A 21,554-nucleotide genomic window follows, 5' to 3' on the forward strand; every position below is an offset into this window, starting at 1 on the left:
AACAAAGCTGCTTATATTCTCCCACGGGATGACATGGTATGGCGGATCGGGATCCATTAGAGCGATTAGGGAATCAGTCGCGCGATCTGTACGACGTAGCGACGTGGGAGCCTCGAACAGCCCTCGACCGGTTGGCGAGCAAGCTGTATCGGTGGGGAATCGTCGGTGTGCGGTGGGGAACAGTACTCATCGCGCTGTTGCTCACGCTTGGGATACTGTACGCCTCGTTCAGGGATTTGCGGACGAAATCGGTTCCTGTCATCGGGGTACTGACAGTGCTCTCCGCGTTGCCGGCGCTGGCGATCGTAGTGTACGTGTACGCGTCGGACGTTACAGCGTCAGAACCGGTCGATGTCGTCGCGTCCACGTTCGTTCTCGGCGTGTTGTTTGCGGGGTTGGCTGCTCTCATCGAAGCCCCGTTTTCGGCCGTGCTTGGCGGACCGATCGGAACAATCCTCATGTACTATCTGATCGTCGGGCCCGTCGAGGAATTCGTTAAGCTTTGTGCCGTGTGGCTGTTCGCCTACCGACAGCCGAGTTTCGACGCCGTTATCGACGGCGCGGTGTACGGTGCCGTGGCAGGACTCGGGTTTGCAACAATCGAAAACGCCCTCTACATCGGCGTCGACCTCGCTCGGATCCCGGCGGAGACGATGCTCCAAACGGTCACTGCCAGATCAGACATCACCGCAACGCGGGCGCTCGCAGGACCGGGACACGTCATCTACTCGGCGTTCGCTGGGTACTATCTGGGGTTGGCGAGATTCAACCTAGACGACGCCGGTCCCATCGTCGTGAAGGGGCTGCTCATCGCGGTGTTCATCCACGCCACCTACAATACGCTCTCGACCCTGTTCATCGGAACGGTCACCGCCGCGTTCCCGACTGTTCCGACGCTCATCCCGTTTTTCGTCTTCGTCCTCGTCTACTTGGGGTTTTTCGGCTATCTCCTGTTTCGGAAGCTCGACCGATATCGACGGCTGTACGCGAAGTTCGCGGACGAAACCGATGAGAACGGATCGTCGCTCACCGTCGCTCGAACGGAGTTCGACGAATAAGGCATCTCACGGCGGGATGGGGCTGTGCTCGATCGACTCATCGGACTCCGAGGTTGGATCGTCGTGAGCAAGCAGCCGTTCGGTGTATTTTGCGAGTACGTCGGCTTCGATGTGGACCGGATCGCCAACGTCCTTTTCTGCGAGCGTCGTCAGGTCGTACGTTGTCGGAATGATCGCGGTGGTAAACGTCGCATCAGCGGTATCCCCGGTGGACTCGTGAGCGGCAACTGTGAGCGAGATCCCATCAACAGCGACCGATCCCTTTTCGACAACGTACTGTTCGAGACCGTCGGGAATCGAGAATTCGAACGTCCAGTCGTCGCCAACGGATTCGATGGCCGTGACCGTCGCTGTGGCGTCGACATGGCCTTGCACGATGTGGCCGTCGAACCGGTCGGTCGCGGCCAACGCGCGTTCAAGGTTCACGCGATCGCCGCGATTGATCTCCCCAAAGTAGGTGCGGTCGATCGTCTCCGCAGAGAGAAACAGCTCGAAGCTGTCAGCGTCGTGGTCCTCGACCGTGAGACAACAGCCGTTGACAGCGATGCTCTGGCCAGCTTCGAGTTCATCAGCGAACGACCCTTCGACGCGAAGCCGCCGGCCCTCGTCAGTGGAGTCGATCGCAACGACGGTTCCGGTTTCCTCGACGATCCCTGTGAACATACGCCGTTCTACCCGGCTGTGCTACGAAAACGTTCCGTTGTTCTGATGCCGATCCATCGCGCTCAGTCTGGATCGCGGTCTTTTCGGTGCCCGCGGTTTCAGAGACGGTATGCACTTCGACCAACGGACACAAGCCGCGCTCCGTGCGGTGGGGCTGTCGATGGACGAGATCCAAACAGCATCTGAACACGCTGTCACCGCTACGCGCGAGACGGCAGCGGAGATAACGGCGTTTTTCGAGGCGGACACCGTGTACTCAGAGATGGATCGCGCCCACAGCAGCGGGGGCATCCAAGAGCATTCGGTTGAGTACGTCGACTGTTACACCCACGCGGCCGACATCCGTGGGTATCTCCGGTTCGATTCGTGGGGCGTGCCGATCGAAGGCGGCCGCGTGCTCGATGACGGATCGGTCGAACTCGCGCTCGGCCCGACGGTGCACGACCGCGTTCGATTCGTCGACGATCCCGAGCAACTATGACCACCGTTCGTGTCCGAGGGATCTACACGACGGCGTTGACGCGACTGCTGGCGGAGACGGATGGATACGAGATCGTCCAGCCCTCGGAGTCGATCGACACACGTTTCGAATCGTCGTTTGCCGACACGCCAGCCACCGTCACGATCGAGACGACCGACGACCGGCTGGGAGTGTGTGTCAACGGCGTCGGAGAATCCGGACAGGCTGTCACGAACGCCGTTACCGACAGCGGGATCGACGCGTTGTCGTGGAGCGACCCGGTTCCGACGGAAGCGGTGTTCGACGGCCGTGTGACGGACACAGTCGAGAACGGCGCGATTGTCGATCTCGGTGAGGGTGAGGGGTACCTGCCGTTTCCCAACACGAACGGTCACGTTACGCCCGGTGATCAGCTCCGTGTGCAGGTGGCAACGGCCGTGCCGCCGTGGACCGACGACCGGCCTGTTCTCCGGTGTGACACCGCCGTGGCGAACGGGTTCGCGCGCCTCCGTTACGGTAGCTCCACCAATTCCTCGACCGGAATCGATGTTACGGAGCTGCTCTCAACGGATCCCCGTGAAGGGTGGGCAGTTCGGTGGAGCGATCGCGCGAGTGACGCGAGTTTCGACGCGCTAACCGAGGCGCTCGACGATCTCAACGAGCGCGCCGAGCGGATCGAGCGCGTGCTCGGTGCCGATCTTGGTGCTCCACAGCGGCGGGCCACGACGCAGACGACGACATGGGTGTGGTTCGGACGGGAAACCCGCTTTGCCCTCGACGATCACCGCCGGTCGGTGACAACCACTATGGACGGCCACCACCGGATCAAAGCCGGAGCTGCCGCTGCCAGTGCGGCTGTCGACTTCACTGAAGCGGTTTGCGAGCCGGCGGACTCGTTTCCGTTCGACGTGACAACCCGTCAGTTCGGCCCCCACGTCGGTGATCGGATCGCGTTGCGCCATGGCAAGCCTGACGGCCGGTGTTTCGATCTCGGTTCGGGAGAGGTCACGGATCACACTGACGAGACGATCACGATCGAACGCCGGATGTCGCCCGGCGGAACGTACGACGCGCTCGGCGTCGAGCGGCGGGCGGGTGACACGGCCGTCACAAAGCTCACGGAAGGACGGTGGTGGTATCCGACCGTCTACCGCAGCGCGGAGGGTAAGCGACGAGGCACGTACGTCAACGTTTGTACGCCTGTGGAGCTGTTCCCCGAATCGGCACGCTACGTCGATCTTCATGTGGATGTCGTCAAACACGCTGATGGCACCGTCGAACGCGTCGATGACGACGAACTCGACGCGGCTTGTGAACAAGGAAACGTTCCCGAACCCCTCGCAGAGCGTGCCCGAACGGTGGCGACCTCAATCGAGCGGGCGCTCTCGGAGTGACCTGCGAACCGAGGACAGGTATATTGGTGGTTGGATGTTACCACACGGCATGGAAGAACACGAGCCGAACGAGTTGAGCGACACCGAATGTCAGGCACTCCACGAGATGGAACTCGGCGCGGAGTGGGTACACCGCGCTCACGGCACGCTCATCGAGTTCCACCACGACATCGGCCACGGGATGGACCATTTCGCGCGGGCGGAGACGCTGCTTCGTGACGCTGGCAGGACGGAGTTAGCCGACGCGCTCCGAGACGAGCAGCTCCCTCGTGGGATCGATGAACACGACCGCTGGAGCTACGAGATCATCGAAGAATTCCGCAACAGCTTTTTGAGCGAGATCACTGCGTTCGAGAACGCGGCCCATCAACGCGTTGCGAACGGGAAACGCCACGTCACCGAACGGGCACAGAAAGAAGAGTGGAGCGACCGAGCACGCACCGCTCCGGACGATTCAACCGGCGAGTAGTTCAGCGATTCAGCTGCTGATGAGCGGCCTGATCTCGGTGAGATCCGAAATCTCATACGTTGGCGTGGCCGTCAGCACAGCGTCGCGGCGGTGGGATCGGCGGACGAATGCCGAATCCACACCTGTCCGCTCGGCGGCAACGATATCCGTCTCACTATCACCGATGTACAGCGTCGCGTCCTTTTCCGCTCCCAGTTCTGAGAGTGCGCGTTCGAGGTAGTGCGGGTTTGGTTTCTTCAACGCGAGGCTTTCGATCGTTTTCGGCCGACCGTAGTACGTGTCGAACGCCGACTGCAGCCCGAAAAATTCCAGTACGAATTCGATCGTGCTGTGATGGTTGTTGCTCACCACGCCACAGCACTGAGAGAGTTCCGAGACAACAGCAACGTCGTCGTAACACGATCGATCTCCCGCCCTGAACGCCTCGAACTGCGAGCGTTCGTCGTGGCGCTCACGAACCGCCCAGAACGTGGTTGGCTCCAGATCGTAGTCGGCACACAGCGCAGTCAATCGGTCGCTCGTCACACCATCTACGATGTCGACGAGATGCTCATGGGCAACGTCTTCGACACCCACCGCACGGAACGCGGCCCGAGCGGCCCCAAGCTGAGTTTCACGCGCAGGCGGCTCGACCAGCACGCCGTCGCTGTCGAACACCACTGTATCGTAGCTCACATCGCCCGTACTCGGCCTCATATTATGTTTCTATCGTGAAACCGCTGATCGCTCACAGATCACGCCGTTCGAACAGCCAGCCCCCGATCGTTGCGGGAACGAGCGCCCAGCACACGAGAACGAGGATCCCGAACCACGTGGTCGTATGAACACTGGACTCATACACCAGCGTCTGCGTCGGGTGCAGAGTCTGGACGAGGTGAACAAACGCGTGCATAGGATTCAGCGCTACGAACACGTCGACCCACCCCGGCTGGGGCGGTTGCGGCGTCGAAAACCCGTTGAGTACGTAGCGGATCCCCTGCAAAAGCAGGTTCCACCCACCGAAAAACAGCAACACAAACGTAAACGAGGCGATCGCAGCGCGGTTCACGGTTCGAGACGCCGCGGAGACGCCGACAGCCAGCACTGTCAGGCTGACACCGAACAGCACGGCAGCGAACCAGACGATCGCGACGGATAGGAGACTGTCAGCTCCGAGCGTGACCAGTGAGATCGCACCGGCCACGAGATAGCCGACCGAGATGATCCCGACGACGTAGAGACTCCGTCCCACCGCTGTACCGACCACGACATCCCGGCGAGAATTGGGATAGGAGAGCACCACTCGGAGGCTCCCGGTCTGGTGTGGCTCCGCGATCGTCCGGTAGCTGCTGGCGATCGCCAACAGTGAGACGAACAACGCGCCCAAACTGCGGAGCATCGAGACCAAGCCAGGCCTCGTCGCCATGTGGACGCCGCCACCGAACAGCAATACGGTTACGGCGAGCACCACCCACAGATACCGCGATCGGTAGGGATCGAGCAGCCGCCGCTTGGCGACGACCTGCCAACTCATCCGTCCGCTCCGGTGTAGGTGGCGAACAGCTCATCAAGCGATACTTCTCTCGTTTCGATGTCGAGCACCGTCGCGTTCTGCCGGAGCGTATCGATGACAGCAACCTTCTGACGCGCTGGACACGACACGGAGACGACGCCGTCGGAAACCGAGACGTTTCTCACGTCGGGAAGCTGTCTGACCGATTCGATCGTCTCACCCGGCTGGCTGTCGAGTGTTATCCGAAGCGTTTCTGCGGTTCCGACGGTCTCCTGCAGTCCTCCGATGCTGTCTACTGCGACAACCGTTCCGTCCACGAGGATCCCAACGCGATCACACACTGCTTGAACCTGACCGAGGATGTGACTGGAGAAAAACACCGTCGCGCCGCGGTCACACTCCTCGTGGATGATCGTCCGCATTCTGCGCGCGCCGTTGGGATCCAATCCGGTTGAGGGCTCATCCAAGATGAGCAGTTCCGGCTCACCGACCAACGCCAACGCCAGCGCCAGCCGCTGTTCCATCCCTTTCGAGAACCCCCGCACGAGTCGATCGGTGACTGAACCGAGTCCGACGCGATCCAGTAGGGCGTCCGAATCGTCGTCTGCGTCCATCGATTCAATAGCGAATTCGACATGGGTGCGGGCGCTCAGGTGGCCATCAAGGTGATACGCGTCGGGAAGCACACCGACCCGACGATGCACCGCTTTCGTCTGCTGCTGTGCGTCTAACCCGAACACGGTCGCCGTTCCGGCAGTGGGACGGACGTAGTCAAGCACCACGTCGATCATCGTCGATTTTCCAGCACCGTTCGGCCCAAGGAGACCGAACACCTCGCCCGACTGAACGGTAAGATCAACATCTCGAAGCGCCACGATGTCATCAAATTGCTTACGAAGAGAATCTAATTCGATTGCAGTCATTGATCGAACGCTCACACCACACGGGGTATATGTTTTGTGTCCCTCAAGTCGGGCACGGACGTTCGGTGGCTCACCCGCAGTACTCCGCAGCAAGGAGTCCGTAGCGGAGCACATCGACATGCTCGCCCTCGACAAACGCCTCCTCGCGGAACCGGCCTTCTTGGGTGAACCCCACCTTCTCTAACACCCGTTGTGATCCCGGATTCGTGACATAGCAGTCTGCACGCACCTTGTTGAGCCGGCGTTCGTCGAACGCGTAGCCACAGATCGCCTCCACCGCGTCAGTGGCGTAGCCGTTGTTCCACTGCTCGGGTGCGATCATGTAGCCGAGTTCAGCCACGCCATCCACTTCATTCGGGGACTTGAGACTGATGCTGCCGACGGAGTTGTTATCGACACACACCGATAGATGCGTTCCCGCACGCTCATCGAGCGACTCGATCCACTCCCGTTCCGCTGCGTGGTTCATTGCCCTAACAGAACCGATCGGGATTCGGACGCGCGGATTGTTGACCAACTGCTGGAAGAACTCGGAATCATCTTCCTCGATCGTCCGAAGGCTCACGTCCGTACCTTCCAGAAACACTGGTCCTGACATACACAGTTGATAGAAAGCGACCATCTTGAATCGATTTGATGTGTGATATCGTACTACGCGGTATCACAACCGCAACCGACGATTCTACTGTCTCCCCGTCTATGTTACTGTATGAAGCGACCGGATCTCACCGGGCGGACGGCACTCATAACGGGGAGCGCGACAGGCATCGGTCGCGGGTTTGTCGAGGCGATCGCTGAGTGTGGCGCGGCTGTCGCCGTCCACTACCACACGAGCGCCGACGCGGCCCAGGAAACGGCAGAAACCGCCCGCGAACGGTATGGGGTGCAGACGACGACTGTTCAGGGTGATGTCACCGATCCCGACGTTGTCGATACAGTGTTCGACGCGATCGAAGCCGAACTCGGGAGTGTCGATCTCCTTATAAACAACGTTGGGGACTTCGCACCGACACACTGGGAGGACATCGACTGGAAGACGTGGAATCGGGTGTTGGATACGAACTTCAACGCCACATACCTCTGCTCGAAACGCGCCCTGTCCCCGATGCGCGACGCCGAATACGGGCGGATCGTCAACATCGGCTACGCTAGTGCTGAGAACGGGCTGGTCAGCCCGACGAACTTCCCGTATTTCGTGGCGAAAGCCGGCGTACTCATGTTCACCCGGATGCTCGCTGCCGACACCCAGAGGGATGGCATCACCGTCAACGCCGTGTCACCGTACGTCGTCGAAACGTCCGACGCGTTTCCCGAGGACCTCCCGCGTGACCGTCCTGCCACACTATCGGACGTGATCGATCCCGTCCTGTTCTTTCTGGGTGGGCCGGAGTACATCAGTGGACAGAACATCGCGGTCGATGGCGGGTGGCTGCCGGAAACAGTGTAGCAATCAGAAAAACCCGAGGAGATCGTCTCGGTTGGCCTCATGAAGGTGGTGTCTGACTGCCTCGGTGAGCGGGGTGATCTGGCCGCGCTTTGCGCTGATCGGGGCGATCGTCTCGTGCCACTGCTGCCACGGCGGAACGAGTCCAAGCCGGTCACAGAGCGCATCAAGGCGGTCGTCGCGGTCTTCGACTTTATCCATCTTGTTGACAGCCACAACCGGCGGGATCCCCACGTCCCGAAGGAAATGAAACAGTTCGACATCGTGAGGTACCGCTCCGCGCTCGGAATGGCGGTCGATGATATCGACAGCGCTCTTGCCGTCAACGACGACTATCCCGGTGAGGATCGCCTCAGCGTGGGTTTCCACGTACTGGACGACATCAGTTTTGATCGCTTCGCGCCGTTCTTCGGGCACGCCCTCCATGAATCCGAACCCAGGCAGATCCGTGAGCACGAAGTCCTCCGCAACCCAATCATAGTGGTTTGGCGAGCGGGTTACGCCGGGTTTCGAGCCTGTTGTCACCGTGTGTCCAGTCAACTCGCGCATCAGCGTTGATTTCCCCACGTTCGATCGACCGACGAGCACGACTTCAGCTGATCGATCTGGACGGCTGTCGAACATGGTCTATTCTGTCGGTTCGTACGGCAGCTCGATCGTGTGGTCGATCCGGTCGATCGCCGCTTCGAGGAGTTCGTCGACGCCTTCCTCCTCGGGAACGCTGAGATATAGGTCGGCGTCTAGCTCCCGCGATTGGTCGGCCTTGGCACAGACGGTCACTACTGGCACCCCGTCGAACCGGGATTTGAGCTCGTCCCTGAGCGTGAGCTGTACGTCGACTGGATAGCCACACGACGCGCTGGCGTCGATGAACACGAGGATGCAGTCGGCAAGATGGGTGAGCGCGCTCACGGCTTGGGATTCGATATCGTTGCGATCCGCCGCTGGCCGGTCTAACAGTCCTGGCGTGTCGATGAGCTGATACCGGATGTGGTTGCGATCGATGTGACCGACCTGCACTCGTTTGGTGGTGAACGGATACGACGCGATCTCGTTGCGGGCGTTAGTCACGTGGTTTACGAACGTTGATTTGCCGACGTTCGGGTAGCCAGCGATGACGATCGCCGGCTCGTCGGGACGGATGTCGGGGAGTTGCTTGAGCTGGTCGCGCGCCTCATTGAGCGCTTCGAGATCTCCGGACACCTCGCGCGTGACATCAGCGAGCCGAGCGAACGCCTGCTTTCGGAGCAACTGCGCGGTTTCGGTGTCTCCCCGGAGCCGAGACTGATACTCCGAGCGGATCTCGGCAGTCTTCTCGCTAGCCCACATCACTTCCGAGAGGTGTTGTTTGAGCGTATCAACGCCGCCGTCAGCAACGGCGTCGGCCAACTCGTGATAAAACGGATCGAGCGCGTCGAAATCCGGCCACGTCGTCGAGACGTTCTGTAAGTTATCGGAAATGATATTCGAGGCTGTGACCAGCATCGACTGTTGTGCCTCGATGCCGGATTTCGCTCGTCCCGCTCGGGCGGCCCGAGAAAACGCCGTATCGATGAGTTCCTCCGACCGAGGGACGGTCGGTAAATCCTCGAACGTCATAGGAGGACTACTAGTCCGGCAGGTAAAAGCACATTCGTTGAACCGGTGGCCACTCGGTGGACGAAAGGATTTAACAGAGAACGCACTATACTGAATATGACCAATTGGCGCGCTGTCGTCATCGGTTTTCTAGTCGAACTGGTGCTCGGACTGATCGGTTTTGCCATTCCGGTGTTGGGCCACGCTGCCGCCGGCCTTCTGGGTGGGTTCGTCGCTGGCTATCTCGCGGGGGGCGGACTGGGCCGTGGTGCGTGGCACGGACTACTCGCGGGGGCGTTGGGCGGCATCCTGCTGGGTGTCGTCGTCCTCGTCGGCGGGACGATCGTCGGCGGGATCGCTGCCGGTCCGATCGGGCTACTCGGCGGTGTCGGTGTCGGTGTGGTCGCAATTCTGGTAGCGCTCATGATGGCCGTTCCGAGCGCAATCACCGGCGCACTCGGCGGTGCTGTCGCGTGAGTTCACCGCCGACGTTCTAGTTCTTCAAGAAGATCCTCCAACTGCATGTCGTACATCGAGAGCAACACGAGCAGGTGATAGACGATATCGGCGCTTTCGTGGGCGATCTCCTCGTGGTCGTCGTCCTTCGCCGCCAAAACGAGTTCCGTGCTTTCCTCTCCGAGCTTTTCAAGCACGGCGTTCTCGCCTTTCTCGTGGGTGAACAGCGTGGTTGTGTACGATCCCGCAGGCAATGTTTCCTTTCGGTCTTCGATCACATCGAACAGCTCCGCAAGCACCTCACTCATCGAATTCCTCCTCCGTGGACGGCCACACGTCCGGACTCGAGCCGTCGATTACCTCACGAATGTCGTGGAGTTGGAGATACTGCTCAGGATCGTCACCGCCTCCATCGAACACCTCCGGCGCGATCTCGATCGGGGCGTTCGTCCGGGCAGCGAGTGCGAGCGCGTCGCTCGGACGGGAATCGATCACAACGGACTCCCGTGGGGTGTCGAGGTGGAGATCAGCGAAGTACGTGCCGTCCTCGACCGCCGTGATGGCAACGCGGTCGACGCGGCCGCCGAGCTCTTCGATCCCATCGAGCAACAGATCGTGTGTGAGCGGTCGGCCAATGGTGTCGGCATCGAGCCCCCGGACGATGCTCGTCGCCTCCGAGAAGCCGATGAAGATCGGCAGGAGATCCGTTTCGTCCTCGTCGTCGGACGCGAGCGTGACGACGGGAACGGCACCCTGCTGTGTGCCCGCTACTCGGACGCCTTCGATGGACGCGTTCATACGAGTACTGTAGAGCGCGGACGGCAAAACCCCTCGGGAACGTCACTACGAACGATCGGTATCGAACAGCGCAAGACCGTGCAGTCGCGTGTCAGAGGTGAGTTCTGGATGGAACGACGTTCCAACAACCGGTCCCTCTTGGACGGCAACCGGGCTCCCGTCGTACTCCGCGAGCACCTCCACGTCCGAGCCAACTGTGTCGATGAGTGGAGCACGGATGAACACGGACGGAAACGGTGCCTCTAACCCGTCAACTCGGAGTTGCGTCTCGAAGCTGTCCCGTTGCCGGCCGAACGCGTTCCGATCGATCGAAATGTCGAGAAGGTCCAACGATCGAACGCGGTCGTCTTTCGGATTCCGGCTGGCGACGATCAACCCGGCGCACGTCGCAAACAACGGATTGCCTGCTTCAACGTGGCTCCTGATCTCCGCATCGATCCCCTGTTTCTGGAGCAGTCGAGAGATCGTCGTTGACTCGCCACCGGGCATGAGCAGCACGTCACAGTCAGGCACCTCTCCTGTTGTTCGGATCTCGCGGACGGTCGGATCCACATCGTGATTGTGGGCAGCGCGGCGAATCGCCGCTTCGTGTTCCGAGACGTCACCCTGAACGGCGATGACGCCGACAGTGAGAGTCATCTGCTGGTATATTTGATGGGCAATCGGAAAAGCACCGCGCTACAGCGCGTTGAGGACGATGATGAGAACGCCGAACAGAACACCGAACGCGACGACAGTGCGTGGGTCGATCCGGGGGGCGTTCCGATCATCGGAGTCGAAATACCGGACCAAACCGGCACTCGACATCAGCCCGCCTGAACTTTGTCCTTTACTCATACGAATACATTCGAACCATCGTTTGTAGGCGTTTCGGCGTGGGACGGTACAGCAGGTAGTGAAAACCCTTATTCCGACGGCTTGGTTAGCTTTGGTGTACGATGACCATCACGCTGAAGGACTTCTACGCGGACTGGTGTGGCCCGTGTAAGACCCAAGACCCGATCCTCGAAGAGCTACACGAAGACTGGGACGATCGGTTCGAGGTCGAAAAAGTGAACGTCGACGAACAGCAGGACATCGCCAACGAATACCAAGTGCGATCGTTGCCGACACTCATCATCGAAAACGAGGAAGGCGTCGTTGAACGCTTTGTCGGCGTCACGCAGCGCGACGACCTCGAAACCGCACTGGAAAAGGCGGGAGCATAACCCGTAGACGAGAAGAGCTGTAACGGATATTAATCGTTGCAGACGGCTGCTTCCGTGTTTTCTGCGCCGATATCATCGGTGATTTCATACAGGTTCTGACGAGCGTCAGCAAAGTAAACGTCTTCGTCAACTGCGTCGATTCCTTCGAGTCGTTCGAGTGCGTACCGCACCGTCCGCGCAGACAGCATCGATTCTTCAACGATCCCTTTCTGGGTCAACGGACCGTTGTACTCTAGGACTTTGTAGACGAGTTTCGCGCTCGGAGGGAGATCAACAAGACCCTCTGTGGTCGTATCACTCATTTTCTCGATACTCACACGTTCAGGGCGTATAAAGATTGAGGCGAATCGTGCTGACAAATCTTTAGTAGTAATATAATTTATATTTCATTTTGTGAGGAAGTGCTGTTTGTGACTACAGAAGGCGAGGCGGAACGTAACACCGTTCTGACACCACCGATACGGAGCGGAGAGAGATAATCGAACGGTTTTTGCGGCCAGCCAGCCGACGTAGTGGCATGGCAACCGACACGACTGATGCCCACAGCGACTATCTACGCGGGGTAACAGTCACGGCGTTGTCCGCCGTTCTCGGGATCATCGCGGCCTACGGCTCACTCGTCGTCGCCGGTAACATGGCCCCAACAGAGGTCGCGACGAGTTCCACCGCGGTGTACGCGCTTGCGGCGGCCATCGCGGTGCAGTTCCCGGTGCTCAAGCTGAGTGGGCTCAAGGAGGAACTCTCTGGGAAGGACATCCTTTACGTTTCGTTCATGACGTTTGCGTTCTGGTTCGTCAGCCTAACGATCCTTCTCACCGCGGGAGTGAGCGTCTGATGGCCGACGACAGCATCGCCGTCGTGGACCTTGACCGATGTCAACCTGACCGGTGTAACTACGAGTGTGCGAACTACTGCCCTCCAAACCGGACAGGAAAAGAGTGCATCACCAAACGCGGCGAGGAGACCGTTCAGGGAACGCCGGATCAAGTACGGATCTCCGAAGAGATCTGTCTCGGTGAATCGTGTGGGATCTGCGTCGCAAAATGTCCGTTCGATGCCATCGAGATCATCAATCTCCCCCAAGAGCTGGACCAGACACCAATTCACCGCTACGGTGAGAACTCCTTCGCCCTCTACGGACTGCCCGTTCCACAGGAGGGATCGGTAACCGGGATTCTCGGTCCCAATGGCATCGGAAAGACGACAGCGGTTCGGATTCTCGCTGACGAGATCACGCCGAATCTCGGTGAGTACGACGCTGCTCCTGACTGGGAAACCGTGATCGACGAGTATCGAGGCACCGAACTCCAGACCTACTTAGAGAAGTTACAAACCGGCAGCGTCACGGTCGCCCGAAAGCCCCAGTACGTCGATAAGATCCCGAATCAGTTCGATGGCAACACCCGCGAGCTACTCACCGGGACGGATGAGCGGGGCGTCGTCGACGACCTTATCGAACGGCTGTCGATCGGTCCCGTCGTCGATCAGCCGATCGATACGCTTTCTGGCGGGGAGCTACAGCGCGTCGCGCTCGCGGCAACGCTGGCCCGTGACGCGGACTTTTATTTCCTCGATGAAATCACACCGTACCTGGACATCGGACAACGGGTGACTGCAGCGCGACTCATCCGAGAACTCGCAGCTGAGGGCGATCGGTCGATGCTCGTGGTTGAGCACGATCTGGCGGTGCTCGATCTGCTCGCAGACACGATTCACGTCGCGTACGGTGAACCCGGTGCGTTCGGTGTCATCACCCCACCCAAGTCGACACGCCAAGGGATCAACGAGTATCTCTCGGGCTATCTGGAGTCTGAGAACATGCGCATCCGGCCCGAGGCGATCGAGTTCGAGCAACACGCGCCCCGAACGGCATCGACGGGCGACATCCTCGTCGAATATCCGGATCTCGTCAAATCCTACGGAGAGAACGAGTTCTCGTTGACGGTCGAATCGGGCGTGATCCGGGAGAAGGAAGTGCTCGGTGCGGTCGGTCCCAACGGTATCGGCAAATCCACCTTCGCGAAGCTTCTCACCGGGGCGATCGAACCGACAGAGGGATCGGTCGACACCCAACTCGACATCGCGTACAAACCACAGTACATCGAGATCGACGAACCGATGCGAGTTGATGCCTTCCTCTCTTCGATCACCGATCAGTTCGGTTCTTCCTACTGGGAAACCGAGATCGCTCAGCCGCTCCAACTCGAACGGATCATGGAACAGACGCTGACGGACCTGTCTGGCGGAGAACGCCAGCGGGTCGCTATCGCCGCGTGTCTGTCTGAAGACGCCGATCTCTACCTCTTAGACGAACCGTCCGCACACCTCGATGTCGAACAGCGCGTGCTCGCCACCCGCGCAATCCGTCGCTACACCGAAAGCCACGACGCCACCGCGCTGGTCATCGACCACGACACCTACATGATCGATCTCCTTGCGGATCGGCTGCTCGTCTTTGAGGGGTCGCCAGCGACCAGCGGTCACGCCTCACCGCCCGTCGATATGCGGAACGGGATGAATCAGTTCCTCAGCGACCTCGAAATCACGTTCCGACGCGATCAGCGGACGACACGGCCGCGCATCAACAAACCCGACAGCCAACTCGACCGCGAACAGAAAGCTGCCGGCGAGTACTACTACGCCCCTCAAGAAGAGTGACTCACAGGCCGCGGCGAGAGGGATCGTGATCGAACGTCACTCGCTTATGTTCTTGACCGATGCCACACACCGATCACCACGATCGCCACCACCAGACTGATTGGGAGTGCGATGTGGAATTCTACCGGGTGCGGCAGTGGATCGTACAGAGAGACGACTCCGACGAGAAACGCGATCAACACGAGTGCGGCTCCACCCCGAACCGTGACATCCCTCCTCATGTCCATCATATCGACTATTATGTTGCGTGCGATACAAATCTTTCGCTTGTACACTATGATATATTATTGAGTCTATTAAGTGATACAATACCTATGTCGGCAGCGGCCGATACCCACAGCGTTCCAGCGGCAGTGTGAGAAACGCGATGGCTCTGTTCAGTGAACAAATCTGCTGCAACTACCGCAGAGGAACTGTTCTTTTACGTCGACTTCCCGAACGGTCGGTGAAAAGTTCATCACACATCGTTTGTTGTCACAGTGTTCGAGTCCGAGTGTGTGTCCAATTTCGTGAATCACTTCCTTTCTGATCCGGTCTGAAAACACTTCCCTGCCGGAGTTGGTGGCGAGTCCACCGTCGGTGGTCGTCTGGAGTCGGTACGTAGAGACGACGCTGCCGTTGCCATCGAGGTAGGCGAGACCGAAGACGTAGTTTCGGCGGCGATAAAAGAGATCTTTTGCGGTAAGCGCGATGTTTTTGCTACCGGAACCGATACGACTGGCGAGTTCGATGAACTCCTCAGCACGGTACTGGTTTCGGTTTGAATCGTACGCGCCGTCGGGGATCGGCTGTTCGTCATGGACAGTGACATCACACTCGTACACGGAACGGAGGCCAGAGGAAGCCTCACGTTTTACAGCCGCAGGAACATCACCGACCGGCACGATGTCAACATGCATAGAAAGGAATTAGAACGGACCGGCTATAAATATCCCGACGTGACGACATCCCGAACGCGCGAGGCGTTGGTCGACCGTCTCGCTAGTTACGAGACGGTCATCGAGATTGGCATCGGTGCTCGGACCGACGTTGCAACCGCACTCGCCAACCGCACAGAAGTCATCGCGGTCGATGTACAGGAGTGTTCAGTCCCACCGGGCGTTACGTTCGTTCGTGATGATATCACTGCGCCGCAGTCAGCGGTGTACACGAGAGGTGATGCGGTTTACGCGCTGAACTGTCCGCCGGAGTTGCAACGGCCGCTTTGGTCTATCGCTCGAAACGCAAACGCAGACTGTCTGTTTACGACGCTCGGGAACGATCCGGCACTGCCCAACGTCGAGTCCGAAACGCTGCCGGGTGAGACGCTGTTTCGGGTTCACACCGAGCGGGGTGAGCCGGTGTGAAGGTCGATGCCGTCGTGCTCGACATCGATGGCGTGCTCGTCGATGTTGCCGACTCCTATCGGCGGGCCATCGTGGAATCTGTATTGTGTGTGTATGGGGACACGATTCCGAAACGTGATGTCCAACTGTTCAAGAACGCTGGCGGGTTCAACAACGATTGGGAACTCACACACGCGACAGCGTTGTACATTCTTGCGCGCAACGAAGGATTGGCCTACGATCTCGCGTCGTTCACTGACGCAATCGAGGCGAGCGGCGGGGGACTCGCCGGCGCACGGACGGTCATCGCCAACGCGGTCGATCCTGACGTCCGAGAACGGATTTACGCGGAGTGGGATCGCGAGCGCCTCACCACCGTGTTCCAGCAGCTGTATCTCGGGAATGAGCTGTACCGGAAGCTCCACGACCGTGAGCCGGACTTGGACGCCGATGGGTTCATTCACGACGAACCGGTGCTCGTCACGCCAGACACCGTCGCGTGGCTGGCCGATCAACCGCTCGGGATCGTTACTGGACGGCCCGCAGCCGAGGCCGCGATCGCGCTTGATCGAACCGGGATCGATGTGTTAGACGAGCGGCTGTTCACGATGGACAGCGATACACCCGGAAAGCCGGCACCAGACGCACTGATCAGTCTCACAGAACGATTCGACGGCGAAGCGAACCGAGTTGCGTTCGCGGGCGACACGCTTGACGACATCAAAACGGTTCACAACGCCGCTGACGCCGACCCAGAACGCGAATACTACGCTATCGGGGTCCAATCCGGTGGGCTGTCGGGAGAGCGTGGGCGGCAGGCGTTCGAAAACGCGGGAGCCGACGAGATCATCGAAACCGTCAACGAACTCCCAACGATACTGGGCAGTTGATCACCAGCTGTAGCCGTCGTAACCGGAATATCAGACGATAACTCGGTGATTACGTCGAGGATTCGTCTTCGACATCGTCGAAGTCGGCGTCGACGTACTCCTGATCGTCGCCAGCACCTGCAGCACCAGCACCTGCAGCACCAGCGCCAGCTGCACCTGCTCCGGGACCGGCACCGCCGGGACCTGCGGCGGCATCACCGGCCTGTTGCTGGTACATGTGTTTGCCGATTTCCTGTAGCTCTTCGGAGAGTTCTTCCGTCGCGTCGGTGAGTTCGTCGGTCGTGGTGTCCTCGTCCGAAAGCGTTTCTTCGAGCGATTCCTTCGCGTCCTCGATATCCTCACGGATATCGTCGGTAATCTCGTCTTCGTTCTCTTCGAGGAGCGTCTCAGCCTGTTGGACGGTCGATTCTGCGGTGTTGCGCGCTTCGACCCGCTCGCGGCGTTTTTGATCCTCCTCGGCGTGGGCCTCGGCGTCCTCTTTCATCTGCTCGATCTCCTCATCGGAGAGCCCAGTGCCGCCTTCGATGGTGATCGATTCGGCGTTGCCACCTTGTTCCTCCTCGGCTTCGACGTTGACGATGCCGTTCTCGTCGATGTTGAACGTCACTTCGATCTGTGGCGTGCCGGCGGGCGCGGGTGGGATGCCGTCGAGTTGGAACGCACCCAGAAGCTCGTTTTCGCTTGCGACTTCCCGCTCGCCCTGGAAGACGCGTACCTGAACGCTCTGTTGGTTGTCCGCGGCCGTGGTGAAGATCTTCGACTCTTTGGTCGGAATAGTGGTGTTCTTCTCGATGAGCCGCTCGAACAGGCCGCCTTTGACCTCGATGCCGAGCGAGAGCGGCGTCACGTCGAGCAACACGATGTCGTCGACTTCGCCGCCGAGAACGCCACCCTGAATGGCCGCTCCGAGCGCGACGGCCTCGTCAGGATTGACGTTTTTCTTCGGCTCTTGTCCGGTGAGCTTCTCGACCTGCTCTTGGATCATCGGCATCCGGGTCGATCCCCCAACGAGGATCACGTCGTCGATGTCGTTTTTGGAGTAGCCGGCGTCGGCCAGCGCCTGCTCCGTCGGTTCGATCGTCCGCTTGACAAGATCTTCGGTGAGTGCCTCGAATTTCGCCCGCGTGAGTTTCGTTTCGAGCGTGAGCGGTCCCGAGTCAGTCGTTGCGATGAACGGGAGGTTGATGCTCGTTTCCTTACGACTCGAAAGTTCGATCTTTGCGTCTTCTGCGGCGTCTTTCAGGCGCTGGAGCGCTTGGCGCTCCTCGCGGAGATCAATGCCGTGTTCCTCCTCGAAGTCGTCGGCCAGCGAGTCAATGATCGCTTGGTCCCAGTCGTCACCACCCAACTCATTGTCACCGTTGGTGGCAACGACCTCATACACACCGCCGCCGAGATCGAGAAGAGAAACGTCGAACGTCCCACCGCCAAGATCGAACACGAGCACGGTCTGGTCAGTGTCGTCGTCGAGCCCGTACGCCATCGACGCGGCTGTCGGCTCGTTGACGATACGCTCAACGTCGAAACCAGCGATCTCACCGGCGTCTTTTGTGGCCTGTCGCTGGCTGTCTGAGAAGTACGCGGGCACCGTGATCACGGCCCGTTCGATCTCCTCACCGAGGTACTCCTCGGCGTCGCGTTTGATCTTCTGGAGGATCATCGCGGAGATCTGCTCGGGCGTGTACTCCTCGCCGTCGATGTCGACCGTGTACCCGTCCTCACCGATGTGTCGTTTGATCGATTCGATCGTTCGCTTGGGGTTCTGGACAGCCTGATTTTTCGCCGGGCCACCAATGAGCCGTTCCTCGTCGGTGAACGCGACGACTGAGGGCGTCGTCCGGTCGCCTTCGGCGTTGACGATCAGTTCAGGATCGCCCCCTTCCATCACCGCAAACGCACTGTTTGTCGTCCCGAGATCGATACCAAGAATCTTGTTACTCGCCATGTTACTCGTCCCTATTGCTGTCGTACCGTTAAACCTTGCTGAACACAGCGTCTCACACAGCGGTTCTATGCGGTTGTGGATGTGATGTTTCGGAAACAAACGATGCGTTTCCTAAAAGACGAGAAAGCCTTTACTGTCGAATGGACTAGGATGGAGCAATGGTACTCGACAATCTCGGTAGCTCGCTCCGCGGGACGCTTTCTACGCTTCAAGGCAAGTCCCGACTGAGCGAGGAAGACGTAGCGGAAGTCGTAAAAGAGATCCAACGCTCGCTGTTGCAGGCCGACGTTGATGTCAGTTTGGTAATGGAACTCTCCGATTCGATCGAGCAGCGTGCGCTCGATGAGGACCCTCCAGCAGGGACGAGCGCTCGGGATCACGTGCTCCGGATCGTATACGAGGAGATGGTGTCACTCATCGGGGAGAGTACTGAGATTCCCCTTGAATCACAAACCATCCTCCTTGCCGGGCTTCAAGGGTCGGGGAAAACGACATCGGCGGCGAAGATGGCGTGGTGGTTCTCGAAGAAGGGGCTTCGTCCTGCAGTGATCCAAACCGATACGTTCCGACCCGGAGCGTACGATCAGGCAAAGCAGATGTGTGAACGCGCGGAAGTCGAGTTCTACGGCGATCCCGACGCCGACGATCCCGTCCAAATCGCCCGCGATGGATTGGCGGCGACAGACGACTGCGATGTCCACATCGTGGATACGGCGGGCCGACACGCGCTCGAAGCGGAGTTGATCGACGAAATCGAAGAGATCGACAGACTCGTCGATCCGGACATCAGTCTGCTGGTGCTTGACGCGGCGATCGGGCAAGGAGCCAGCGATCAAGCCAAGGAGTTCGAACGAGCCATCGGTATCGACGGCGTCGCCATCACCAAACTCGACGGAACAGCCAAAGGTGGCGGTGCGCTCGCGGCCGTGAACGAGACCGATTCGACGATCGCCTTCCTCGGAACTGGTGAGACGGTGCAGGATGTCGAACGGTTCGAGCCGAGCGGGTTCATCTCACGGCTGCTGGGCATGGGTGATCTCAAACAGCTCTCCGAGCGCGTCGAGCGCGCGATGGAGGAAACCCAAGCCCAAGAGGAAGACTGGGAGCCTGAAGACCTCATGAAGGGCCAGTTCACCCTCAACGACATGCGAAAGCAGATGCAGGCGATGAACCGGATGGGACCGCTCGACCAAGTGATCGACATGATTCCGGGATTCGGCGGCAACATCCGCGATCAGCTCCCTGACGACGCGATGGACATCACACAGGATCGGCTTCGGGATTTCGATGTCATCATGGATTCGATGACCGACGAGGAACTCGAACAGCCCCGCTCGGTCGGTGCGGACCGCGTCAGACGCATCGCACGCGGCTCTGGACAGTCCCAAGAGCGCGTCCGGGAACTGCTTGAACAACACCGGATGATGGAACAGATGCTCAAACAGTTCCAAGGGATGGGCGATAGCGATATGCAACGAATGATGAAAAAGATGGACAACAAAGGCGGCGGACTCGGTGGGATGGGTCCGTTCTGAACGCTGTGACGGTCGCCGCGGACCGGAATCACACCACACAGATATCTAATTTCTAATATAGAACAGTAGCGAAGGATATTAGTCTAGAGAACGATAGCACGAACCATGAAAACGTCACACCAGGTTCAGATCACGGACGCACGAGAGATGTCACTCGATGACAACTCGGTTGAGTTGGTGGTAACGTCGCCGCCGTATCCGATGATCGAGATGTGGGACGAACTGTTTTCGGAGCTGTCTCCGGACATACGCGGGGCACTCGCAGAGGACAACGGCACGACGGCGTTCGAACTGATGCACGAGGAACTCGACGCGGTGTGGGAGGAACTCAGCCGCGTTCTCGTCGATGGGGGCATCGCGTGCATCAACGTGGGCGACGCAACTCGGAAAGTCGGAGAGGGGTTCCGCGTTTATCAGAACCACGTCCGGATCAGCGAAGCGATGAAAGAGCACGGATTCGAACCGCTGCCGGACGTGCTCTGGCGTAAGCCGACGAATTCGGGGACGAAGTTCATGGGCAGCGGCATGGTTCCACCGAACGCGTACGTCACTCTCGAACACGAGTACATCCTCGTGTTCCGAAACGGAACCCAACGGCGTCGTTTCGCGGTCGGATCGGACCACCGTTATCAGTCAGCGTACTTCTGGGAGGAACGCAATCAGTGGTTTACGGACGTATGGACCGACATCACCGGCACAGCCCAGCTCCTCGAACCGGAACAGGAGCAGGCGACGGAAACCGAACTGCAGGACGTTCGAGACCGATCCGGGGCGTTTCCGCTCGACATCCCCTATCGACTGATCAACATGTATTCTGTCTACAACGACACTGTTCTCGATCCGTTTTGGGGCATCGGAACGTCGACCCTCGCCGCAATGGTCGCGGGTCGCAACTCGATCGGCTACGAGATTGAACCCGCGTTCGCTGATATCTTCGAGCAACGGATCACGGATCTTGACGCGCTGTCGGCGGAGATCATCGAGAACCGTCTCGACGATCACCGGGCGTTTATCGAACAGCGCCTCTCTGAGGAGGATGAGGGGTATGAGGCGACCCACTACGATTTCGATGTAATGACGAAACAAGAAACGGACGTTCAGTTTTATTCGGCCTCAGACGTGACCAGTGCTTCGATCGACACCGGGACCGAGTACGTGGTGTCACACGATCCGGTCGCTACCTCTCAGCCAGGCATCATCGACAGCCTCGAACAGGCAAAGATCGATTCATTATCCGATTTGTGAACCGAATCGACCG

The 21,554-nt window shown here is 59.3% G+C and carries 28 protein-coding genes; 13 read left to right on the forward strand and 15 right to left on the reverse strand.

Annotated elements, in window-relative coordinates; all coding sequences use genetic code 11:
• The first annotated feature begins 38 nt into the window (after nt 1-38).
• Nucleotides 39-1,058: a PrsW family intramembrane metalloprotease gene (locus EIK79_RS01460; RefSeq protein WP_124953358.1), complete on the forward strand. Its 1,020-nt coding sequence runs from the start codon at nt 39-41 to the stop codon at nt 1,056-1,058.
• A gap of 6 nt (nt 1,059-1,064) precedes the next feature.
• On the opposite strand, the gene EIK79_RS01465 is transcribed toward EIK79_RS01460, so the two are convergent.
• Nucleotides 1,065-1,721 (reverse strand): riboflavin synthase, encoded by a 657-nt coding sequence (locus tag EIK79_RS01465; RefSeq protein WP_124953359.1) that lies wholly within the window; start codon nt 1,719-1,721, stop codon nt 1,065-1,067.
• 109 nt (nt 1,722-1,830) lie between these two features.
• Here EIK79_RS01465 and EIK79_RS01470 point away from each other — a divergent pair, with 109 nt between their 5' ends.
• From EIK79_RS01470 to EIK79_RS01480, 3 genes are read left to right on the forward strand one after another with little or no spacing between them, the layout of a single operon-like run.
• Nucleotides 1,831-2,202 (forward strand): DUF7532 family protein, encoded by a 372-nt coding sequence (locus EIK79_RS01470; protein WP_124953360.1) that lies wholly within the window; start codon nt 1,831-1,833, stop codon nt 2,200-2,202.
• Entirely contained in the window at nt 2,199-3,575 is a 1,377-nt protein-coding gene (locus tag EIK79_RS01475; RefSeq protein WP_124953361.1) for a DUF402 domain-containing protein, read from the forward strand. The genes EIK79_RS01470 and EIK79_RS01475 overlap by 4 nt, the downstream gene beginning before the upstream one ends.
• A 49-nt stretch (nt 3,576-3,624) precedes the next feature.
• On the forward strand, nt 3,625-4,044 hold the full coding sequence (locus EIK79_RS01480) for a hypothetical protein (protein WP_221621650.1): 420 nt from the start codon (nt 3,625-3,627) through the stop codon (nt 4,042-4,044).
• 9 nt (nt 4,045-4,053) lie between these two features.
• Here the strand turns inward: EIK79_RS01480 and EIK79_RS01485 are convergent, their stop codons facing one another.
• The 4 genes from EIK79_RS01485 to EIK79_RS01500 all read right to left on the reverse strand — a co-directional run bounded on the left by EIK79_RS01485 (nt 4,054) and on the right by EIK79_RS01500 (nt 7,057).
• On the reverse strand, nt 4,054-4,740 hold the full coding sequence (locus tag EIK79_RS01485) for an HAD family hydrolase (protein WP_124953363.1): 687 nt from the start codon (nt 4,738-4,740) through the stop codon (nt 4,054-4,056).
• A gap of 31 nt (nt 4,741-4,771) precedes the next feature.
• Nucleotides 4,772-5,557 (reverse strand): ABC transporter permease subunit, encoded by a 786-nt coding sequence (locus tag EIK79_RS01490; protein WP_124953364.1) that lies wholly within the window; start codon nt 5,555-5,557, stop codon nt 4,772-4,774.
• Nucleotides 5,554-6,459 (reverse strand): ABC transporter ATP-binding protein, encoded by a 906-nt coding sequence (locus EIK79_RS01495; protein WP_124953365.1) that lies wholly within the window; start codon nt 6,457-6,459, stop codon nt 5,554-5,556. Before EIK79_RS01495 ends, EIK79_RS01490 begins: the two co-directional genes overlap by 4 nt.
• Before the next feature lie 70 nt (nt 6,460-6,529).
• On the reverse strand, nt 6,530-7,057 hold the full coding sequence (locus tag EIK79_RS01500) for a GNAT family N-acetyltransferase (protein ID WP_124953366.1): 528 nt from the start codon (nt 7,055-7,057) through the stop codon (nt 6,530-6,532).
• Between the two features lie 111 nt (nt 7,058-7,168).
• Between EIK79_RS01500 and EIK79_RS01505 the strand changes: the two genes are divergently transcribed.
• Nucleotides 7,169-7,906, forward strand: a complete 738-nt coding sequence (locus EIK79_RS01505) for an SDR family NAD(P)-dependent oxidoreductase (protein WP_124953367.1) — start codon at nt 7,169-7,171, stop codon at nt 7,904-7,906.
• Nucleotides 7,907-7,909: 3 nt separating this feature from the next.
• Here the strand turns inward: EIK79_RS01505 and engB are convergent, their stop codons facing one another.
• Both engB and EIK79_RS01515 read right to left on the reverse strand, forming a co-directional pair.
• Nucleotides 7,910-8,527 (reverse strand): GTP-binding protein EngB, encoded by a 618-nt coding sequence (engB, locus tag EIK79_RS01510; RefSeq protein WP_124953368.1) that lies wholly within the window; start codon nt 8,525-8,527, stop codon nt 7,910-7,912.
• A 3-nt stretch (nt 8,528-8,530) separates the two neighbouring features.
• Complete coding sequence (locus EIK79_RS01515; protein WP_124953369.1) at nt 8,531-9,502, reverse strand: NOG1 family protein; 972 nt, start codon at nt 9,500-9,502, stop codon at nt 8,531-8,533.
• 96 nt (nt 9,503-9,598) lie between these two features.
• Between EIK79_RS01515 and EIK79_RS01520 the strand changes: the two genes are divergently transcribed.
• Complete coding sequence (locus EIK79_RS01520; RefSeq protein ID WP_124953370.1) at nt 9,599-9,958, forward strand: DUF5518 domain-containing protein; 360 nt, start codon at nt 9,599-9,601, stop codon at nt 9,956-9,958.
• A 2-nt stretch (nt 9,959-9,960) separates the two neighbouring features.
• On the opposite strand, the gene hisE is transcribed toward EIK79_RS01520, so the two are convergent.
• From hisE to EIK79_RS01540, 4 genes are read right to left on the reverse strand one after another with little or no spacing between them, the layout of a single operon-like run.
• Nucleotides 9,961-10,245, reverse strand: coding sequence for a phosphoribosyl-ATP diphosphatase (gene hisE, locus EIK79_RS01525; RefSeq protein WP_124953371.1), 285 nt, complete (start codon nt 10,243-10,245; stop codon nt 9,961-9,963).
• Complete coding sequence (locus tag EIK79_RS01530) at nt 10,238-10,735, reverse strand: bifunctional nuclease family protein (protein ID WP_124953372.1); 498 nt, start codon at nt 10,733-10,735, stop codon at nt 10,238-10,240. The genes hisE and EIK79_RS01530 overlap by 8 nt, the downstream gene beginning before the upstream one ends.
• A 45-nt stretch (nt 10,736-10,780) precedes the next feature.
• The gene (pdxT, locus tag EIK79_RS01535; protein ID WP_124953373.1) at nt 10,781-11,374 is read right to left on the reverse strand and encodes a pyridoxal 5'-phosphate synthase glutaminase subunit PdxT; all 594 of its coding nucleotides are present in this window, start codon (nt 11,372-11,374) and stop codon (nt 10,781-10,783) included.
• A 39-nt stretch (nt 11,375-11,413) separates the two neighbouring features.
• Complete coding sequence (locus tag EIK79_RS01540; RefSeq protein ID WP_124953374.1) at nt 11,414-11,572, reverse strand: preprotein translocase subunit Sec61beta; 159 nt, start codon at nt 11,570-11,572, stop codon at nt 11,414-11,416.
• Between the two features lie 101 nt (nt 11,573-11,673).
• Between EIK79_RS01540 and EIK79_RS01545 the strand changes: the two genes are divergently transcribed.
• Entirely contained in the window at nt 11,674-11,943 is a 270-nt protein-coding gene (locus EIK79_RS01545) for a thioredoxin family protein (RefSeq protein WP_124953375.1), read from the forward strand.
• 29 nt (nt 11,944-11,972) lie between these two features.
• Here the strand turns inward: EIK79_RS01545 and EIK79_RS01550 are convergent, their stop codons facing one another.
• Complete coding sequence (locus EIK79_RS01550) at nt 11,973-12,245, reverse strand: ArsR family transcriptional regulator (RefSeq protein WP_124953376.1); 273 nt, start codon at nt 12,243-12,245, stop codon at nt 11,973-11,975.
• 215 nt (nt 12,246-12,460) lie between these two features.
• Here EIK79_RS01550 and EIK79_RS01555 point away from each other — a divergent pair, with 215 nt between their 5' ends.
• Entirely contained in the window at nt 12,461-12,778 is a 318-nt protein-coding gene (locus tag EIK79_RS01555) for an EMC6-like membrane protein (RefSeq protein WP_124953377.1), read from the forward strand.
• On the forward strand, nt 12,778-14,601 hold the full coding sequence (locus EIK79_RS01560) for a ribosome biogenesis/translation initiation ATPase RLI (protein ID WP_124953378.1): 1,824 nt from the start codon (nt 12,778-12,780) through the stop codon (nt 14,599-14,601). Before EIK79_RS01555 ends, EIK79_RS01560 begins: the two co-directional genes overlap by 1 nt.
• 44 nt (nt 14,602-14,645) lie before the next feature.
• On the opposite strand, the gene EIK79_RS01565 is transcribed toward EIK79_RS01560, so the two are convergent.
• Nucleotides 14,646-14,831, reverse strand: a complete 186-nt coding sequence (locus EIK79_RS01565; protein ID WP_124953379.1) for a hypothetical protein — start codon at nt 14,829-14,831, stop codon at nt 14,646-14,648.
• A 147-nt stretch (nt 14,832-14,978) separates the two neighbouring features.
• Entirely contained in the window at nt 14,979-15,500 is a 522-nt protein-coding gene (locus EIK79_RS01570; RefSeq protein ID WP_124953380.1) for an archaemetzincin family Zn-dependent metalloprotease, read from the reverse strand.
• On the opposite strand from EIK79_RS01570, the gene EIK79_RS01575 reads away from it, so the two are divergent.
• Complete coding sequence (locus EIK79_RS01575) at nt 15,495-15,947, forward strand: UPF0146 family protein (RefSeq protein ID WP_124953381.1); 453 nt, start codon at nt 15,495-15,497, stop codon at nt 15,945-15,947. The genes EIK79_RS01570 and EIK79_RS01575 overlap by 6 nt on opposite strands.
• A complete protein-coding gene (locus tag EIK79_RS01580) occupies nt 15,944-16,816 on the forward strand; it encodes a TIGR01548 family HAD-type hydrolase (protein ID WP_124953382.1) in 873 nt (290 codons plus the stop codon). Before EIK79_RS01575 ends, EIK79_RS01580 begins: the two co-directional genes overlap by 4 nt.
• 49 nt (nt 16,817-16,865) lie before the next feature.
• On the opposite strand, the gene dnaK is transcribed toward EIK79_RS01580, so the two are convergent.
• Entirely contained in the window at nt 16,866-18,761 is a 1,896-nt protein-coding gene (dnaK, locus tag EIK79_RS01585; RefSeq protein ID WP_124953383.1) for a molecular chaperone DnaK, read from the reverse strand.
• A 158-nt stretch (nt 18,762-18,919) separates the two neighbouring features.
• Between dnaK and EIK79_RS01590 the strand changes: the two genes are divergently transcribed.
• Complete coding sequence (locus EIK79_RS01590) at nt 18,920-20,296, forward strand: signal recognition particle protein Srp54 (RefSeq protein WP_124953384.1); 1,377 nt, start codon at nt 18,920-18,922, stop codon at nt 20,294-20,296.
• 105 nt (nt 20,297-20,401) lie between these two features.
• Nucleotides 20,402-21,541 (forward strand): DNA-methyltransferase, encoded by a 1,140-nt coding sequence (locus EIK79_RS01595; protein ID WP_124953385.1) that lies wholly within the window; start codon nt 20,402-20,404, stop codon nt 21,539-21,541.
• The last annotated feature ends 13 nt before the right edge of the window (nt 21,542-21,554 follow it).

Source organism: Halocatena pleomorpha (genome assembly GCF_003862495.1).
Lineage (GTDB): Archaea > Halobacteriota > Halobacteria > Halobacteriales > Haloarculaceae > Halocatena > Halocatena pleomorpha.

Coding starts and splice junctions, on each gene's coding strand:
- EIK79_RS01485 (WP_124953363.1), bottom strand. CDS start 4,740: ATGAGGCCGAGTACGGGCGATGTGAGCTACGATACAGTGGTGTTCGAC.
- EIK79_RS01575 (WP_124953381.1), top strand. CDS start 15,495: ATGCATAGAAAGGAATTAGAACGGACCGGCTATAAATATCCCGACGTG.
- EIK79_RS01530 (WP_124953372.1), bottom strand. CDS start 10,735: ATGAACGCGTCCATCGAAGGCGTCCGAGTAGCGGGCACACAGCAGGGT.
- EIK79_RS01545 (WP_124953375.1), top strand. CDS start 11,674: ATGACCATCACGCTGAAGGACTTCTACGCGGACTGGTGTGGCCCGTGT.
- hisE (WP_124953371.1), bottom strand. CDS start 10,245: ATGAGTGAGGTGCTTGCGGAGCTGTTCGATGTGATCGAAGACCGAAAG.
- EIK79_RS01470 (WP_124953360.1), top strand. CDS start 1,831: ATGCACTTCGACCAACGGACACAAGCCGCGCTCCGTGCGGTGGGGCTG.
- EIK79_RS01550 (WP_124953376.1), bottom strand. CDS start 12,245: ATGAGTGATACGACCACAGAGGGTCTTGTTGATCTCCCTCCGAGCGCG.
- EIK79_RS01475 (WP_124953361.1), top strand. CDS start 2,199: ATGACCACCGTTCGTGTCCGAGGGATCTACACGACGGCGTTGACGCGA.
- EIK79_RS01560 (WP_124953378.1), top strand. CDS start 12,778: ATGGCCGACGACAGCATCGCCGTCGTGGACCTTGACCGATGTCAACCT.
- EIK79_RS01505 (WP_124953367.1), top strand. CDS start 7,169: ATGAAGCGACCGGATCTCACCGGGCGGACGGCACTCATAACGGGGAGC.
- EIK79_RS01480 (WP_221621650.1), top strand. CDS start 3,625: ATGGAAGAACACGAGCCGAACGAGTTGAGCGACACCGAATGTCAGGCA.
- EIK79_RS01555 (WP_124953377.1), top strand. CDS start 12,461: ATGGCAACCGACACGACTGATGCCCACAGCGACTATCTACGCGGGGTA.
- EIK79_RS01465 (WP_124953359.1), bottom strand. CDS start 1,721: ATGTTCACAGGGATCGTCGAGGAAACCGGAACCGTCGTTGCGATCGAC.
- EIK79_RS01490 (WP_124953364.1), bottom strand. CDS start 5,557: ATGAGTTGGCAGGTCGTCGCCAAGCGGCGGCTGCTCGATCCCTACCGA.
- EIK79_RS01515 (WP_124953369.1), bottom strand. CDS start 9,502: ATGACGTTCGAGGATTTACCGACCGTCCCTCGGTCGGAGGAACTCATC.
- dnaK (WP_124953383.1), bottom strand. CDS start 18,761: ATGGCGAGTAACAAGATTCTTGGTATCGATCTCGGGACGACAAACAGT.
- pdxT (WP_124953373.1), bottom strand. CDS start 11,374: ATGACTCTCACTGTCGGCGTCATCGCCGTTCAGGGTGACGTCTCGGAA.
- EIK79_RS01460 (WP_124953358.1), top strand. CDS start 39: ATGGCGGATCGGGATCCATTAGAGCGATTAGGGAATCAGTCGCGCGAT.
- engB (WP_124953368.1), bottom strand. CDS start 8,527: ATGTTCGACAGCCGTCCAGATCGATCAGCTGAAGTCGTGCTCGTCGGT.
- EIK79_RS01540 (WP_124953374.1), bottom strand. CDS start 11,572: ATGAGTAAAGGACAAAGTTCAGGCGGGCTGATGTCGAGTGCCGGTTTG.
- EIK79_RS01570 (WP_124953380.1), bottom strand. CDS start 15,500: ATGCATGTTGACATCGTGCCGGTCGGTGATGTTCCTGCGGCTGTAAAA.
- EIK79_RS01565 (WP_124953379.1), bottom strand. CDS start 14,831: ATGATGGACATGAGGAGGGATGTCACGGTTCGGGGTGGAGCCGCACTC.
- EIK79_RS01495 (WP_124953365.1), bottom strand. CDS start 6,459: ATGACTGCAATCGAATTAGATTCTCTTCGTAAGCAATTTGATGACATC.
- EIK79_RS01590 (WP_124953384.1), top strand. CDS start 18,920: ATGGTACTCGACAATCTCGGTAGCTCGCTCCGCGGGACGCTTTCTACG.
- EIK79_RS01500 (WP_124953366.1), bottom strand. CDS start 7,057: ATGTCAGGACCAGTGTTTCTGGAAGGTACGGACGTGAGCCTTCGGACG.
- EIK79_RS01520 (WP_124953370.1), top strand. CDS start 9,599: ATGACCAATTGGCGCGCTGTCGTCATCGGTTTTCTAGTCGAACTGGTG.
- EIK79_RS01595 (WP_124953385.1), top strand. CDS start 20,402: ATGAAAACGTCACACCAGGTTCAGATCACGGACGCACGAGAGATGTCA.